This window comes from Moorena bouillonii PNG, from assembly GCF_001942495.1.
Taxonomy (GTDB): domain Bacteria; phylum Cyanobacteriota; class Cyanobacteriia; order Cyanobacteriales; family Coleofasciculaceae; genus Moorena; species Moorena bouillonii.
Genome location: NZ_MKZS01000001.1, coordinates 4762506 through 4779283, shown reverse-complemented (window position 1 = coordinate 4779283; position 16778 = coordinate 4762506). Strand labels below are relative to the sequence as shown.

At 44.1% G+C, this 16778-nt stretch carries 12 protein-coding genes and 2 pseudogenes; 6 read left to right on the top strand and 8 right to left on the bottom strand.

Annotated features, from left to right (window positions below):
* Positions 1-89 precede the first annotated feature (89 nt).
* The 4 genes and pseudogenes from BJP37_RS19365 to BJP37_RS45110 all read right to left on the bottom strand — a co-directional run.
* Positions 90-1982 (bottom strand): hybrid sensor histidine kinase/response regulator, encoded by a 1893-nt coding sequence (locus BJP37_RS19365; RefSeq protein WP_075906270.1) that lies wholly within the window; start codon positions 1980-1982, stop codon positions 90-92.
* Between the two features lie 255 nt (positions 1983-2237).
* Positions 2238-2669, bottom strand: a complete 432-nt coding sequence (locus BJP37_RS19360; protein ID WP_075906268.1) for a response regulator — start codon at positions 2667-2669, stop codon at positions 2238-2240.
* A 262-nt stretch (positions 2670-2931) separates the two neighbouring features.
* Complete coding sequence (locus BJP37_RS45115; protein WP_438941538.1) at positions 2932-4530, bottom strand: PAS domain-containing sensor histidine kinase; 1599 nt, start codon at positions 4528-4530, stop codon at positions 2932-2934.
* Positions 4531-4647: 117 nt separating this feature from the next.
* A pseudogene (locus tag BJP37_RS45110) lies at positions 4648-7365 on the bottom strand (PAS domain S-box protein); the annotation flags it as partial.
* Between the two features lie 569 nt (positions 7366-7934).
* Between BJP37_RS45110 and BJP37_RS19350 the strand changes: the two are divergent.
* On the top strand, positions 7935-8420 hold the full coding sequence (locus BJP37_RS19350; RefSeq protein ID WP_075901191.1) for a molybdenum cofactor biosynthesis protein MoaE: 486 nt from the start codon (positions 7935-7937) through the stop codon (positions 8418-8420).
* A 123-nt stretch (positions 8421-8543) separates the two neighbouring features.
* On the opposite strand, the gene BJP37_RS19345 is transcribed toward BJP37_RS19350, so the two are convergent.
* Together BJP37_RS19345 and clpS are read right to left on the bottom strand one after the other, a co-directional pair.
* Positions 8544-8837 (bottom strand): DUF2103 domain-containing protein, encoded by a 294-nt coding sequence (locus tag BJP37_RS19345; protein WP_008186027.1) that lies wholly within the window; start codon positions 8835-8837, stop codon positions 8544-8546.
* 4 nt (positions 8838-8841) lie between these two features.
* The gene (clpS, locus tag BJP37_RS19340; RefSeq protein ID WP_075901189.1) at positions 8842-9162 is read right to left on the bottom strand and encodes an ATP-dependent Clp protease adapter ClpS; all 321 of its coding nucleotides are present in this window, start codon (positions 9160-9162) and stop codon (positions 8842-8844) included.
* A 459-nt stretch (positions 9163-9621) separates the two neighbouring features.
* On the opposite strand from clpS, the gene BJP37_RS19335 reads away from it, so the two are divergent.
* The 3 genes from BJP37_RS19335 to BJP37_RS19325 all read left to right on the top strand — a co-directional run bounded on the left by BJP37_RS19335 (position 9622) and on the right by BJP37_RS19325 (position 13076).
* Positions 9622-10749, top strand: a complete 1128-nt coding sequence (locus BJP37_RS19335) for a sensor histidine kinase (RefSeq protein WP_075901187.1) — start codon at positions 9622-9624, stop codon at positions 10747-10749.
* A 74-nt stretch (positions 10750-10823) separates the two neighbouring features.
* A complete protein-coding gene (locus BJP37_RS19330; RefSeq protein ID WP_075901185.1) occupies positions 10824-12728 on the top strand; it encodes a tetratricopeptide repeat protein in 1905 nt (634 codons plus the stop codon).
* 27 nt (positions 12729-12755) lie between these two features.
* Positions 12756-13076: a hypothetical protein gene (locus BJP37_RS19325; RefSeq protein WP_075901183.1), complete on the top strand. Its 321-nt coding sequence runs from the start codon at positions 12756-12758 to the stop codon at positions 13074-13076.
* A gap of 53 nt (positions 13077-13129) precedes the next feature.
* On the opposite strand, the pseudogene BJP37_RS45105 reads toward BJP37_RS19325, so the two are convergent.
* Positions 13130-13369, bottom strand: a pseudogene (locus tag BJP37_RS45105) (type II toxin-antitoxin system HicB family antitoxin).
* 438 nt (positions 13370-13807) lie between these two features.
* On the opposite strand from BJP37_RS45105, the gene BJP37_RS19315 reads away from it, so the two are divergent.
* Together BJP37_RS19315 and BJP37_RS36885 are read left to right on the top strand one after the other, a co-directional pair.
* Positions 13808-16027: an NACHT domain-containing protein gene (locus BJP37_RS19315; RefSeq protein ID WP_075901179.1), complete on the top strand. Its 2220-nt coding sequence runs from the start codon at positions 13808-13810 to the stop codon at positions 16025-16027.
* Positions 16028-16077: 50 nt separating this feature from the next.
* A complete protein-coding gene (locus BJP37_RS36885) occupies positions 16078-16305 on the top strand; it encodes a hypothetical protein (RefSeq protein ID WP_143727689.1) in 228 nt (75 codons plus the stop codon).
* A gap of 7 nt (positions 16306-16312) precedes the next feature.
* Here BJP37_RS36885 and BJP37_RS19310 read toward each other — a convergent pair whose 3' ends face one another.
* Positions 16313-16501: a hypothetical protein gene (locus tag BJP37_RS19310; RefSeq protein ID WP_075901177.1), complete on the bottom strand. Its 189-nt coding sequence runs from the start codon at positions 16499-16501 to the stop codon at positions 16313-16315.
* Positions 16502-16778 lie beyond the last annotated feature (277 nt).

Genomic DNA, 16778 nt, shown 5'->3' with positions numbered 1-16778 from the left:
TCCCTGCTCCCTGCTCCCTGCTCCCTGCTCCCTGCTCCCTGCTCCCTGCTCCCTGCTCCGAAAAACCCAGAACTTTATACTCACCACAATTAACGACCTTTAAGCACACGATCAATAGCCTGCAATAATTCCTTAGCGGTGTAAGGCTTTGACAAAAAGGTTTTAACTCCAGCTTCAGCCGCCGCATCGACTTTATCACTGATAGGCAACCCACTGATGCCAATAATTTTGATCTCGGAGTTAATTTCTTGCAATCGAAGGATAGTTGCTGGTCCATCCATAACTGGCATCATCATATCCATCAGCACCAAGCTAATATCATCCTGATGTTGCCTATAGAGTGCGATCGCTTCCCTACCATCCCTGCTACTCATCACCCTATAGCCATAGTTTTCTAAGGACGTCTTGGTAATCTCACCAATAGCGGCTTCGTCATCTACCACTAAAATCAACTCACCGTTTCCTGTGGGTAGTTCTAGTTTTTCCTCGGCAGGAATTGGGGAGTATTCTACTGCTGGCAAATATACTTTAAAGTGAGTACCTACCCCCACTTCACTATACACATTCACAAAACCGCTGTGACTTTTAACAATACCTCTGACCGTAGACAAACCCAGTCCTGTACCTTGACCGATTTCTTTAGTAGTGAAAAATGGCTCGAAAATTCTCGGCTGTATTTTCAAGGGAATACCAATGCCAGTATCAGCAACGGTCACCACAATGTAGGGACCGACATCGGCATCAATATGCATCCTGGCATAGTTTTGATCTAAAAAAATATTTTGGGCAGACAATGTCAAGGTTCCACCATCAACCATAGCATCACGAGCATTGATGCAGAGGTTCATCAACACTTGGTGCAGTTGTGTGGCATCTCCAGATACAGACCAAAGATTAGGGTCGATATCCGTAGACAGTTCAATAGATCTGGGAAATGTTTCTAGGATAATGTGTCGAATTTCCCGAATCAAATGCCTAACTTGTAAAACCGTTCGTTGACCTGTAACACCCCGAGCAAACGATAAAACTTGCTTGACTAAACCAGCCCCGCGCCTAGCATTATTCTCTACAGTTTTTAGGAGTTGCACATGCCGCTGATCTGAGATTTTAAGCTGCAACAGTTGAGCGGACATTAGAATAGGAGCTAATAAGTTGTTCAGGTCATGGGCGATGCCCCCAGCTAAGGTACCAATGCTCTCCATGCGCTGAGCGTGGAGAAACTGAGTTTCCAGTTGTTTCTTCTCAGTTATATTAGTATTGACAATCAAGATTGATTTGGCCTGTCCCTGAGGATTTTGCACCAAAGTCCAGCGACTTTCAACAATAATTTCTTTGCCATCTTTGGTGACTTGATTCAACTCACCATACCACTCCCCTGTTTTGGCAACACTTTGGTCTGCCTCGGCTAGGTCAGCTGGTGCTTGTTCGTACAGCAGTAGATGCTCTTTTTTCCCAATCACTTCTGCTGCCTGCCAACCATAGAGACACTCGGCCCCTTTATTCCAAAATGAGATAGTATTGTCTAGATTCCGAACCAGAATGGCATCGGTTGCCACATCCAACAACGCCGCTTGTTCCCGAATTTTTTGTTGTGCTTGCTGACGCTCAAGGGCATAGCGGATGGAACGCTCTAGTAAAGGTGCTCTGAGCTGACTCTTATCCAGGTAATCGGCTGCCCCAGCTTTCATGGCTTCCATGTCAACCTCATGGTCTCCCTGAGCAGTTAGGAGGATAATCGGTGCTGTACACCCCCTGGCAATGGCTTCACCCAGGAGTTCAAGTCCATTATGCTCACCAAGACGGTAGTCCAGTAGATAAACATCATGGTGGTTCTGACCAATCATTTCTAAGCCCTTAGCATAGGTCTCCACCCAAGTCAAGCTAAATCTAGTCCTCTGGTTTTCCGACAGTAAATCACGAGTTAGAATATAGTCATCTTCGTCATCATCAACGAGTAATACATTAACCAAAAGGTTGTACATTGGTCTGGCACCGAAGGAATCGAAGGAAATTAGTCGAGAGTGGTTTCTAACTTCTGAAAAGGAAATTAGTCGAGAGTGGTTTCTAACTTCTGATTGGGGTAAGCAATTTGCCAGGTTTGTGAGCAACGAGCATTGATGAGGGTCGGTTTTGGAAATAGTCCTGAGTGGATCAGTATTTAGTGATACAGTAGAAACATCAGAAGAAACATCAGAACGTTCAGGTTTCGGTTGTGAGCATTTACTCATGGTAGTTTTTTAGGGCAATCTATTCCCTTCCGGGGGCAATTCCGCGATGTCCAACCAGTACTTTTTTAACGTTTGCATCACCTCAATTAGGGAACTATAGGTGACAGGCTTAACGATGAAAGAATTTGCTCCTAAGTTATAACTATGATAAATATCTTCTTCAGCCTTTGAGGTAGTCAGCACCACAACTGGTATAACTCGTAGATTAGGGTCAGCCCTAATTTCTCTGAGGGCCTCACGACCATCTTTTTTCGGCATATTCAAATCCAGTAGGATTAAACTTGGACGAGGGGACATGCTCGCCTGCCTGTGTTTACCACGGTGATACAGATAATCCATCAATTCCTCGCCATCACTGACAAAGTATAGCTCATTGGTCAACTGACTCTCTAAGAGAGCCTCCCTTGCCAAAAGGCAATCATCCGGATCATCATCTGCCATTAAAATTACCACGGGATTTCGGCTTTCATTCACTAAGCATTATCTCCTCGACCAAAAATTATAAAGGAATTATAAAGGAATTATAAAGGAAATATGAAGGTATTATGAAGTATAAAGGGATAAATTTGAGGTATTTTATTGATTAGTCACTCAACTACTAGTATGTTTTGATTATTTAACGTTTAACCTTGGCCAAAAGGCCACGCTACGGGAACAACCTTTAACTTTTCACCTTTAACCTTTAACCTTTAACCTTTAATCTTCAACTTTGTTTAATCGGCACCGTAACAATAAACCTAGCCCCCTGTCTTGGTGTGCTTTCTGCCATGATGCTACCATTATGGCGCTCAACAATTCTACGGCAGATAGCTAGACCGATACCGGTTCCTTCATAGTCGCTACGACCATGGAGCCGTTGAAAGGTTTGGAAAATGCGATCGCGATACTCGGGGTTAAACCCAATACCATTGTCTTCAACTATAATCTGACAACGCTGATTAACGGTTGCGCCTCCATAACTTAAGGGAACACTTTCCTGAATCAGTTGACTATAAATTGTAACGAGGTTACCTCTTTGTTCTGGTCGGAATTTAAGTCCGTTACTGATCAGGTTTTGCAAAAGTTGACGCATTTGCAGGGGATCAGCTTCAATAGTATGTAGTTCACCGACTTCCACTACGCCACCAGATTGCTGGATACGTAGTTCTAAATCAGAGAGTACCTCTTGTACCACTTGAGCCAGATCAGTGGCAACCAAAGGTCTTGCCTTGGTGGTCACCCGGGAAAGGCTAAGCAAGTCACTGATTAACACCTGCATCCGTTCTGCAGCATTCTGCATCCGTATCAGGTAGTCCTGCCCCTGCTCTGTTAACTGTTCATGATACCTGGTCTGAAGGCGATCGCCAAATGCCCGAATCTTGCGCAGGGGTTCTTGCAGGTCATGGGATGCTACATAGGCAAACTCTTGTAGTTCAGCATTAGAACGGGCAAGTTCCTGACGCTGACGGGTTTCTGTTTCTAAAAGCTGGGCTTGGGCTAAGGCAATACCAATTTGGTCGGCCAGTTGTTGCAACAATTCACTTTCAAAGTTAGTCCATGGTCGTGGATTCGAACACTGATGGGCAATCAACAAACCCCAAAGTTTGTCTTGTTGCTGAATTGGTACCACTAGGTTAGCTTTTACCCCAAACTGTTGCAGCATTTCTACATGGCAAGCTTCGATATCAGAGTTTTCTAAGTCACAGATGTTGCTAACCCTTCCCTGACGATACTGATCCAGGTACTCTTCATGAAAGCAAGGATCTTCGATGCTTTGTCCGAGCATGATTGGCCAACGAGGTACTACTGCTTCTTGAAGCACTTTCCCCCAGCCATCAAAACTCAGTTGGAAGAGTACAACTCGGTCAGCCTTGAGAAATTGTTGCACTTCTGTAACCGCCGTTTGCAAAATCTGCTCCAGTTGTAGAGACTGGCGGATTTTCAGGGTAATTTCTGAAAACAATTGCGATCGCTGATTTTGGCGCTGGAGTTCTTGCTCTGCTAACTTACGGTCAGTAATGTCATCCACCACATAGGAAAATCGGGGGTGAGGAGCGGTTGTGTCGGGAATTGGGCATACAGTAGCGCATAACCACCGGGTATCGGTTTCAGTGGTGTGATCATACTCGAAGGAAATGGGCTGATTGCTTTGTTGGCTTTCTCGGTAATGGGTAATCCACCGACGGATATGAGTTTTGGGTGCCCCCAGGTCACTGGCTAACCGATTCTGCATGGCCTCGGGTGTAGTCCCGAAAAAATCCGCCGTACTCTTATTATCAGAAATATGCAGGATGTCATCATCCAGAAGTTCCACGACCCCCATCAATAGTGCGGAACTGTTGAAGAAACTACGCAGGGTCGATTCACTCTCGAGCAGTGCAGCTTCTGCCTGTTGGCGCTCTATTTCTGCTTGATGAGCTGCAATCAATCGACCAAGACTTTGAGCCATTAATTCTACAATTTCCCGTTCGTGAGGCTGGAAATCCGTTTCTCTTACCTGGGTTGAGGAAAAATTCAGGGAGCCGTAGACTTCACCATAGACAAATATAGGAGTGCCGATATAGGACTCAAGTTTTAGAGTTTGGTAGACTGGATGAGCGTGCATCAGTTCCATGTCACCTACATGAGTATAGGCAATGGTCTTTTTTTCGTGAACGACAACAGCACAATAGGTATTTTTTAATTCAAACTCTGAGCCAGCTACTAACCCTTCTAGATCAGACCTGACCGACAGGATGGTGTAGGAATTAAGGTGTACTTGACTTATAATGCCAGTGGGCATCCCTAAAATTTTACATCCCGTCTCCAGATAGTCAGCATACAGCAGCTCAAAGTTTTGGTAATTGGTGGTATTCAGCCGATGTAAGTGTTTGAGGTTGTTACTAAAGGTTTCCAGAGCCTGAGACTTTTGCAAAAGTTGCTCGTCTGCGTGCTTGTGTTCAGTGATGTCCCGTCCTACTGCCTGGAGCTCAATTAATTGACCCTGCTCGTTAAAGATGGCACGATCGCTCCACTGCTGCCAGCGCATCTCTCCTGTGGGCATAATCACCCGGTGTTCAACCGTTTCTACCGGATTCTCAGGGCTTAGAGAAGTAATACACTTTTCTAGCCTTTTGATATCCTCATTGGGAATCAATGGCAAAAACCGTTGCCCAATCAACTCTTCCTCTGACTTGCTGAAATAGCGACAGTAGGCACCATTGACAAAGGTAAGAGTTCCATCAGGACGGAAACGACAGATGAGTTCGGTTTGATCTTCGACAATAGCGCGATAGCGAGCCTCGCTTTGATACAATTCCTGCTGATTTTGCTCCCGCTCGGTTATATCATGGTTAAGACCAATGGTGGCCACCATATTGTCTTGCTGATCATACAGAGGTACTACCACCGTTTCACACACCCCACACCTGCCATCTTTGCCAATAAAGTGAATCTTCCCAGACCAACGTCGGGACCTGGTCATCTCCTGGATAATCTGATCGGTTAGAACCGTCGCCTCTTCCGGTCGGTGCAAAATCCCTACAGTTGTACCCAATACCTCAGCTTTGGTGTAGCCGAATATTCGCGCTGAAGCGGGATTCCAATCAATTATCTTACCGGCTAAGTCGGTGATTATGATCCCATCGAAGATACTTTCAAAAATCAGAGCCTGTCTACGCAAGGCCTCTTCCGCCTGTTTGCGCTCAGTGATATCGATGGAAGAACCGATGTAACCGGTAAAGTCCCCATTGGGGGTAAATCTGGGAGTGCCTATATCTAATATCCAACGATACTGCCCATCCCTACGTCGCAAGCGGTACTCCATGCGAAAATTTTCTCTGGCGTCGAAGGCGGATACATAGGTATTGAAGCTGGACTCTAGGTCATCAGGATGCACCCCTTCAGCCCAGCCCTTGCCCAATTCAAGTTCGAGGGTCTTACCGGTGAAGTTCAACCAAAGCTGATTGAAAAAGTTATAAAGTTTATCAGTGCCTGACATCCAGATCATCACTGGGGCATGATCAGCCATCATCCGGAAGCGAGCTTCACTTTCTTCGAGGCTGGCTTGCTTGTGTTTGGCCTCGGTAATGTCCCGTGCGATCGCATAAATTAAACCATCGTTAACTACAGGATAAGCAGCCCAGGCTAGCCATTTATAAGACCCATCTTGACAGCGATAGCGATTCTCGAAATAGACAGTAGGGATGCCAGTCCCCAATTGTTCCATTTCCGCCCTAGTTGCTGCTCGGTCATCGGGATGGACAAAATTGAAAAACGTGGTGCTGGTTAGTTCCGCTTCGGTGTAACCCAAGGTGCTAGTAAAGGAAGGGCTCAAGCGCTTAAAGTAGCCATCGAAACCCGCTATACACAGCAAATCTATCGAGAGGTCAAAGAAGCGATCGCGTTCTTCCTGGATCCGTTTCCATTCAGTAATGTCACGAGTAAAACATCGGGTATGGACAAATTTGCCATTTTTCCAGAGGGCATTAGAGTTAATCAGCACATGGCGAATCGAGCCATCTTTGCACAAGAGTCTGGCTTCGTAGTTTTTTAAGGTTTCTTTAGCAGTTAGTCTGGCCAGGATATCGTCAATCACCTCTTGCTCCAGGTAAAATTCAGCAATGTGGTGACCGATATACTCGTCGGCGTTGTAACCCACCAGATCTAACTCTGCCTGATTAGCCCACAGGATGATGCCATTGCTATCCACGCAATGGAGACCAACGCAGCCATTTTCTAAAAAATCCAGGAGTTCTTGGTCAACCTGGGGTAATTCATGTTCAAGACCTTGGTTTTCTAGCTGAGGCTGCTGTAAATCTGCTAACTGTTGTTTTAGCTCCAGTTGGCTTATCAGTTGACGACTTAAGGCTTGTAATCCCGCTAACTGTTGAGACTGAAGTTGCTTTGGAACTTGATCCATTACCGCAAGTGTTCCCAGAGGGTATCCCTCAGAGGTAATTAGGGGAACTCCAGCATAAAACCGAATATGAGGCTCAGCAGTAACTAAGGGATTAGTGGCAAACCGTTGATCAGCTAGGGTATCCTGAACTACCAATACCTCAGCTGACTCTATCCGATGGCTGGATAAAAAGGTATTTTGACTTATTGACGTTTCATAATCGCCCAGAGTAGACTTACACCATTGACAGTTACTGTCAATCAGGGTAGTCAGAGCCATGGGCGTTTGGCAAATTTGTGCGGCTAATGCTGTAACGTCATTAAACGCCTGTTGGAGCTCAGGATCAATAATTCTTTTATAATAGTCTTGGTCTGCCAGGGTTATTGGTTCATCAGCCTCTGCTCCTGCTGCCATCAAATAATCTCCAGACGGGTTATGATCAGCCCTAGTTATGATCAGCCCTAGGTTAGCTGTTGCTCAACAAGGTAAGACTGATCACTGATCAGCTAGGATGAGCTTGACTTTAATTAGCTGGACGTTAAGGATAGGTAGCATCAATTGATTAACGGCAGATGCTTGTGGGCTACTGAGAAATAGCCCTCCACAACAAAGCCATAATTGCCCTTGTCAGGGAAAAAAACTTCTGATTTAATATTATTTGAATAGTATTTAGGTATATTATCTTAAATTAGAGCACCTGCTCCTAATTTGTAAAGTATTTTAAACAAATTGGAGCATGGCGCTAGGGTTGGGTATTGATTAGATCCAACCAACAAATATAAATCAACTATATATAAACAATGCCTTAGCCTGTTGCTAATCTTAACACTTCTTAGAATTCTCCACTAATGACTCCCCTGCCCAAGAGCCTGCCCAAGAGCCCTGAAAAGCAAACGGTAGATAGTTTTTCGATCACCATCGCTCCCTTATCCCTATCAGAAATCTACACCCTTGCTGATGATCAGGCTAATGGAGCTGTGGTGATGATGAGTGGCACAGTCCGTAATCAGACTGATGGTAAACCAGTAGTAACATTAGAGTATCAGGCTTATGAGCCCATGGCATTAAAGGTATTTTCCTCAATTGCTGCCCAGATTCGTGCCTCATGGTCTGATGTCAATCGGGTGGTAATCCATCATCGCATCGGTCGGTTGACTATTGGGGAAATTAGCGTGTTAGTCGCTATTGGCTGTCCTCATCGTTCAGAAGCCTTTGCAGCTTGTAAGTATGCTATTGACACCTTGAAGCATAATGCTCCGATTTGGAAAAAAGAGCATTGGGATGATGGTTCCAGCACTTGGGTCAGTATTGGGGCATGCGAGGAATCGGAATGAAGAATAAAGAATAAAGAATAAAGAATTAAGAATTAAGAATTGAGAATTAAGAATTGAGAATTAAGAATTGAGAATTAAGAATTGAGAATTAAGAATGAAGAATTAAGAATTAATTCTATCTACTTATCGTTTTAGTGATTGAGCGATCGCTTTTTCTAGTTCGACCTTACTCAAGTTGGTGAGGATGAACACCTCTTGAAAGCTTTTACCAGACCTGGCAATCACCTTGAATCCCCCACGAATTGGCACTGATACTTTTAACTGTAATTTAGGACAGTGACTTCTTGCCCGCCCAAGGACAGCAGGGGTAATGGTTTGAATACCGGGGTAATCTGTGAGTCGTTGCAGAACTGGAATGAGACCCTGAATGTGGGTAGAGTGATTCCAAACCAGCCTGCCGTCTTTGGGTTGGCTCATAATACTATGTAGCCTCCAAGGGAGCCATGGTTAACCCAGCACGAGAAAGCTGTTGGTGGTAGAGTTCCGCTTGTTCCTGGGGACCAACCCAAACAATGGCTTGACCTTCGTTGTGAACCTGATGGGTTAGTTCCCAGGCGTGATCATTTGTCATCCCAGGGATATACTTGACCAGACAGTCGTGAACATGCTGAAATGTGTTAAAATCATCGTCTAACACAATTACCTTATAGTTGGGATAAGGTTTTCGGGTAACTTGACCAGAGCGTTCAGGAGCTTTGACTGGTGCAGCAAATGTAGCTTTATAAGCTGCTGATCTTACCATATTCGCACATAGGTTACCAGAATAATTTACAAAAAATTAAGTTTAAAGTCAAACCATTCCTTCCAGTTTACAAAAATTGAAACGCCCTGCATAGTGACCGTGAGAAATAAGGAAAATCAAAAATTGGACTAAGCCTTTAATCCCTAAGGGTTTCAACGACCTTCGCTATTCGCAATTTTTTCTTTGCCTGTAAAGGACAATTTGCCATATTGAAGCGAACTCAGGCTGCTGTTTGTGTAAGGGGGAAGTTGCTGAGGGGCTGTGTGCAATGGCTTGCCGACCCACCTAATTAGCCCGCTCCCTATATAGCAGTCGAAGCAAAGCTTAGGAGATCTTTTGCTCCCTGCTCCCTGCTCCCTGCTCCCTTTCAAGCAAAAGACTATGTCCGCTCACCATGCTTCCCTTGCTATACATGAATGACAGGGGTTTCCACTTCTGACTTACCATCGAAATGATTCAATGAATGCTTTCCCTCTAAACCGCCCTTCCAAAACAGATCGCATTTTGGCTGTGGATGATTCCCCTGACAACTTGTTTCTACTGCAGACGCTTTTAGAAGAAGAGGGGTACGACATTACTTTGGCAGAGAATGGTCGGGTTGCCCTAGAGAAAATAGAGATATCTCCGCCGGAATTGGTGCTATTGGATGTGATGATGCCAGAAATGGATGGCTTTGAAGTAACCAAGCGCATCCGAAGCAATCCCAAGTTACCGTTTATACCAATTTTGTTGATCACCGCTTATGATCATCCGAGTGTGGTCCAAGGACTGGATATGGGGGCGGATGATTTTATTCGTAAACCAGTAGAAGTGGATGAATTGCTGGCCAGAGTGCGATCGCTTTTGCGCCTCAAGCATAGTGTGGATGAACGGGATGAAATTGCTCGGCAACGAGAAGATTTTGTCTCTCGGCTTACCCATGACTTGCGCACCCCCTTAGTAGCAGCAGATCGCATCCTAAACCTTATGCAGCAGGGAGCTTTGGGAGAAATTTCACCCCCAGTGCTCGAAGCCATAGTCACCATGACTCGCAGTAACCACAATTTGCTGACTATGGTGAATACGTTACTAGAAGTCTATCGCTATGAAGCCGGTCGGAAGTATTTGTCTTTCTCTGCCATTCCTGTGCAACAGGTTATTGAGGAAGTCATCCAAGAACTGTCTGCCCTAGCTAGTGATAAAAAACTGTCTTTGGACTATAAGAGCGCGAAGCAGCTTAACTCGATAGTGATGAGCGATCGCTTAGAATTGCATCGACTGTTCACCAATTTGTTGGGAAATGCGATTAAATTCACTGACAACGGTTCTGTAACGGTTCGTCTGAGGAATAGTCCCAAGACTAGTGAAGGGAATCAGTCGTGGGTGGTGATTGAGGTGGAAGATACTGGTTTTGGTATATCCCCAGAAGACCAAAAACAGTTATTTGAACGGTTTCGCCAGGGTAGCCACAAACGCTCAGGTAGTGGTTTAGGACTATATCTGTCCAAACGAATTCTCGAAGCTCATCAAGGAATAATCAACGTTAAGTCTGAGTTGGGTAAGGGGACTTTGTTTACTGTCAAATTGCCGAATCATGTTGACGGTTAACTAGACCTGCCAGAAGTCTATTCTGATTTTGAGCTATTTTTGAGGAAAGTGGGCACTGATCAGGCAAAAGGTTTATGTCTAACGAGATGGGATTGAGCGATCGCTATTTTGAGTTAATCGATGACATTGTCAAAACTACCCTGAAGGGGAAGATCCGTTCTAAATCCCAGGTCTATCAGATGTTGGTCAAGGGGGTGACGGTTGGCACCGGGGAAATTTTTGAACGTTGCCTTGATCAGCGCTTCGATATGACTCAGGCAGAAGTAGACAACCCTAAAAGTGAGTTGAAGCAAGCGAAAGCAATTCGGAAACTCAGGGCGCTTAATACGATTCGTGGTGAATGGGAACAGTGGCAGGAAGAAAACCGAGTTTCTGAAACTATCACTAGCGCTATTCAATTCATTACTACTGCTGAACCAGCTGAGCGCTTTACGGCTTTATTGCGAGTGATTGACCCCAATCAACAACCACCCCTGACGTTACAACAACTGGCGAGCCTGGCTAAACCCCTAAAGCAACAGGCACAACAAGCTTCTGATTCTGATACTGCTACAGACCTTGGACAACTGGCGGCTGGGATTACGGCAGGTTTGGCATCTTGGCAACGCTTGGAAGATTATCTGGTCAGTTGGATTTATGACCAAAGTCGAGGCTCACTGGGATTTGAGGGCACTCCCGAACAGCGTGGCCCTTGGGGGCTGTGGGCGAAAAAGGTTAATAGCCCGTTACCCCAGTCTTTATTTGAAACTCTAGCGCTCAATCAATCCTTCCATGAATGGGCAGATACTCAACCGAGTCTGGAACTAGAAGCTTGGGTGGAATTGGCTGTGATTCTCCAGTGCTTGCAGCGAGGACTGGTGAATTGGTTCGATAAAATGGTATACGACTCCAAGATGGGAGCAAAGTTATCGATTTCTACCTTTATCGTATTTGCTGTGATTTGGTCTAGGTTAGCTAATGTTTTGAACCAGACAGCAATTAGTAGCTACGGAAATGCGATCGCAAATGGCTGTTTTCAGGTTTGTCTGCAAATTCTGCGCACCTTTGCCCAACGGGACTACTTCCCTCTCTACGGTGGTGTGTTTGCTAACTTTAGCGGCAACTATCTCCAAGATGCCCTGAATTACCTAGATGAACCCCTGCGGCAAGTAGACCGAACCGAGGAGAAAGCCCGCATTCTAACCTTGTTGGGTTATTCCCTTTGGTCCCAAGGAGCCTATGACCAAGCCAATAGCTTCCATCAGGAAGCTTTAGAGATTGCCCGTGAGGCTGGGGATAAACTTTGTGAAATTGCTAATTTCAATCACCTCAGTCGGATTTGTGTGGAGGAAGAAAATTATGCTGATGCCATTAACTATAGTCAACGAGCATTAATACTCGCTCGTCAAGCTGGAGACCGGTTAGGGGAAGCGAATGCTCTCGTGAATTTCGGCTACAGTGAAGTGTTTCAAGCTCAGGATAGCCAACAAGCAGAACTAGAAGTGTATGAAAGTGCTATTAACTATTTAGAACAAGGTCGATTATTGTTAGAACGATTGGGGGATTCTCCAGCAGGGAGTTATGGAGTTGGGCAAAGTAAAGCCTTGTGTTTCAGTAGTTTGGGAATTGCCCATGTGGTGGTCGAGCAGTATCAAAAAGCGATCGCATTTTTAGAACAAGGCTGGCAAGCCGCCCAATTTTCTGGGGATTTGTACTTACAAGGGGTGAATTTGGCCTACCTAGCCCAAGCTTGCTACAGCCAGCAAGATTGGCAGAAAGTGATTTACACTGCTAGTTTAGGAGCCTATCTATTAGAGCAAATTGGGTCTGAAGATTGGCGCAAACCAGCTGGGTTGTTAAGTATTTTGCAAGGACAAATGGGGCAAGAAGGCTTCCAAACCCTTTTGGCACAGCAACGGTCAAAAATTATTCCTGTCATTGGCGTAGATGGCTATGACTATATTCCGGAATTGCTAGCAAAATATTTGGATTCAATATAAGTAGGTGCTAAACATTAATGTCACATCATGAAACCCACCCTAACTAAGATCCTTCCTAGGTTTGGGAAACAGACAACCCTAGCTTTGACAGTCCTAGGCTTAACTGCTGGCATCGTCTCTAATGTCCAGGCTCAGTCATTGACCTTTGTTGATAATACCAATAGCAGTAAACGATTCTTTGAGGAAGGAAGAGAGCTGTTTGACACAGAACTTAAAAATCTGGTCAACAACAACCTTTCCTCTGCAGATACTATCCTTGAAATTAGTGATGAAGTTATCAATAGAGAAGACATCTTGGAACTGGAAGATACTGATAAATTTCCCGATGATGGTGATAGCGTGAAATAATCAAGTGCGTAGGGTGCGTTAATGAAATGTAACGCACCATCTATAGTGCGTAGTTAATGAAATGTAACGCACCGCCAGTGTATAGAAATTGTATCCTCGATTGCTTCTTTGGGTAATCCTCGACGAATATCAGCTAAACGATCTTCAAAAATCAGTTGAATTGCATTCTTCAAGCTTTATTTAGCTTCTTAAACCGTTTATCCTTGACCATTCGCACCAGGAATTTCAGGACAAATTGCCCAATATCCCCCTTCTATTGCTGCCTCAATGATGGCGGTAAACTCTGCGTTCATAAAAATATCCTTATAGGTTTTATAGCCATTATATCTCCCATAAGCTACAAAGGGATCCCCCTAAATCCCCCTTAATAAGGGGGACTTTGAGTGCGATCGCACTCCCCCCACTTACCACACTCGACCCACTTTCCTGTTTTATCAAACTACCTAGACTATTTAATTTTTTATATCAAATCAGGATAATTATCCTTAATAAAAATCTCCCCATCTCCCTATCTCCCCAGCCTCTCCTTAATTATAGATATTCAAGCAGACTTGATATAGCGTTTCTAGGATTTATGAGGTACGCTTCTCAACCTCAAAGTCCCCCTTGATAAGGGGGATTTAGGGGGATCTATTTGTCCCTCATGGCACATATAATTGCTATATTATTGGCTCTATCGACGCTAATTCGTTAAAATTTAAGATAGTGATAAAACAGAGGTCGCTTCACAGATGAACCTTGCTGAACTTCTGACCAATCCCAACGTCCTTCAAAGACTACTCCAGTTACTACTAGGACTACTTACCTGTATTGTCGGACTTTTGATCAATCGCTTTGACCAGCAAAAAACTCTCTTTCACAAAATTATAGTATTTGGTCTATGCGTAATAGTTTATGTATTCTTAGCTCATGAAGCAGAAAATTTAGTTTCTCAAAAATCAGCACAAGACAATACCCAGTGGTTCCAACAAGTCTACTGGATTTTAGGTATTGGTTACGTCTTCGCCTTCCTTACAATGTGGTATTTGTTCAAAACTAGCTCAGGAAAGCAAACTCAAATCCCTCAAAAAATTCCACAGGGAAATTTACAGCGATGGCGCAGGGACTTGCTGGGAGCAATGGCAGCTGAGGTTAACATGCGCCTCGATGACTCCCTGCACAATGACCACTTGATTCAGTTGGTAATGGCAGACCAAAGGGAGCAAGTAGGTCGTCCAGAAAAAATTACTGTGAATCCTAGCAATTCTCCTCCATGGTGGAAACGGTTGCGCAAGTTCTTTCGAGTAACGACAGAGTCTGAACCAGGTCAAAAGGTTATTGAGGTATTTAACCAAGAAGATATTGCCGGGAAACTCTTGATTCTCGGTGCGCCCGGTTCTGGAAAAACCACCATGCTGTTGGATTTGGCCAAGGATTTAATTACATCTGCCCAGCAGCAAGAAAACCAACCAATTCCAATTATAGCTGAACTTTCTGATTGGAAAGATAACAACCAGCCCATTGCTGAATGGTTAGCGACTAATTTAAAGTCTCGTTATAATCTCCCTGAAGCGATTACTCAGGAGTGGATTACCACCGGTCAGTTGTTACTTCTGCTGGATGGTTTGGATGAGTTGGGCTTAGAGCGACAGAAGTTATGTGTTCAGCAATTAAATCAGTTTCTAAAAGACATTATTAAAGTTGTGGTCTGCTGTCGTGAAGAAGAATACAAAGCTGGTGAGCAAATTCTTAAGATGCGGGGAGCAGTCTGTCTGCAACCTTTGACGGATGAGCAGATAGAAAATTATTTAAAGGGGTTAAATTATGACGACCTTTGGCCAGGAATTCAGCAAGATTCAGAAGGATTGCTAGCGTTAGCCAGAATGCCCTTACTATTACATTTAATTCCCCATGCTTATCGGGATGGAGATGGGTTGAAGCCAGGAAAGAAATATTTTAAGAATCCTAAAGCAAAGGAAGACTATCAGAACCAATGCCGTCAAACGTTATTTAAGAATTACATTGACCGTAAACTACAGGAAAAGCATAACAGTCGTGGTTATTCAGAAGAGAAGACAAGACGCTGGTTAGGCTGGCTTGCTAAAGCATTGAAGGAGCGACAACAAACCGAGTTTTTGATTGAAAAAATGCAGCCTGATATGTTGAATTATTTCCGAGAAAAGTGGTTTTATAAGCTGATTTGGTGGCTGATTTATGGGCTAATCATTGGGCTGATTGTTTGTCTAACTTTTGGGCTTTTGGGGCTGATACCTGGGCTAATTTTTGGGCTGATTGTTTGTCTAAATTGTGGGCTTTTGTGGCTAATTTTTGGGCTGATTAATGAACTGATTCCTGGGCTATTTTTTTGGCTGAGTTCTGAGCTGAGTTCTGAGCTGAGTTTTTTGCTAACTTTTGATAGAATAGAGCTTTATGAAACTATTAATTTTTCATGGAAAGAAAGAAAAAAAATAATTATAAATCTGATTATTGGGCTGATTTATGGGCTAATTCATGGGCTAATTTATAGGCAGATAAGTTCTGCGCTGATTATGATTATTGGGCTGATTTATGGGCTAATTCATGGGCTGAATGGAGAAGAAATAAAAACCAGAAATAAACCCAATCAGGGCATTAAAGAATCCGCTAAAAATACCGTTATTCTTAGTTTAATTAGTTTTCCTGTAACTTTATTATTGTTTGTATCAGTTAGTCTAGTTTCGGCAGAGAATGTTGAACCAGTCACCATGTTAATTGCTGCTTTTGGGATGGCAATATTATTTGGATTTTTAGTTGCTGGCACACCCGTCATTCAGCATTTCGTCCTCCGCCTGATTCTCTGGCGCAGTGGTTCAATCCCCTGGGATTACGCCGATTTCCTGAACTATGCCACAGAACGCCGCTTGATCAAGCGAGTGGGTGGACGCTATCGATTCATCCACGATTTGCTGCGGGAGCACTTTGCGACCACCTAGTGTGGGGGTTAATAATGGAATGATTTTAAAAGTTTTGTGGAACGGGCATCTTGGTGGAATGGGCATCTTGGGTGGAACTGGCATCTTGCGTAGAACTGGCATCTTGCGTAGAACTGGCATCTTGCCAGTTTCCTCCTTATTTTCGGGCGTTGCTCGTGGAATGGAATGATTTTAATAGTTTTCTGGAATGGGCATCTTGGGTGGAACTGGCATCTTGCCAGTTTCCTCCTTATTTTCGAGCGGGCAGGATGCCCACTCTACTCTTATTCATTCCTTAACTACCTATTATTCTTGATCCATCGGCAGACTAATATCCAAAAAAATAAGGAACTTAGCATCAGGCATGAGCCGTTTAAGAGGCTGCACATACCTCTTGGCATCACAAAGGTTGTCGAACCGAGCGAAAACCACTGGTGCCATGGGTGGCAATAGCCTAACCATTACCCATGGGTAATGGTTTCTACCATAGTACATAATAAGTGTATCTCCTTCGTAGAACTGGCATCTTGCCAGTTAAGTGGGACCCAGAGCCAGCCTTCGCCCAAGGAAGATCGTTAGGCTGGCTCTTGCCGTCAATTTTAACGGGGACAATTTTATTGTAGCACAAAAATTATTATATTATAGCATATTTTGAAAATTTTTGTAAAAAAATATTTTTGAGGGAGCAGGGAGTAGGGAGCAGGGAGTAGGGAGTAGCTCACAGGGGTAGGTTTTTTACAAACAGAGGAGTAAACGCTCAGATGAAGAGGTA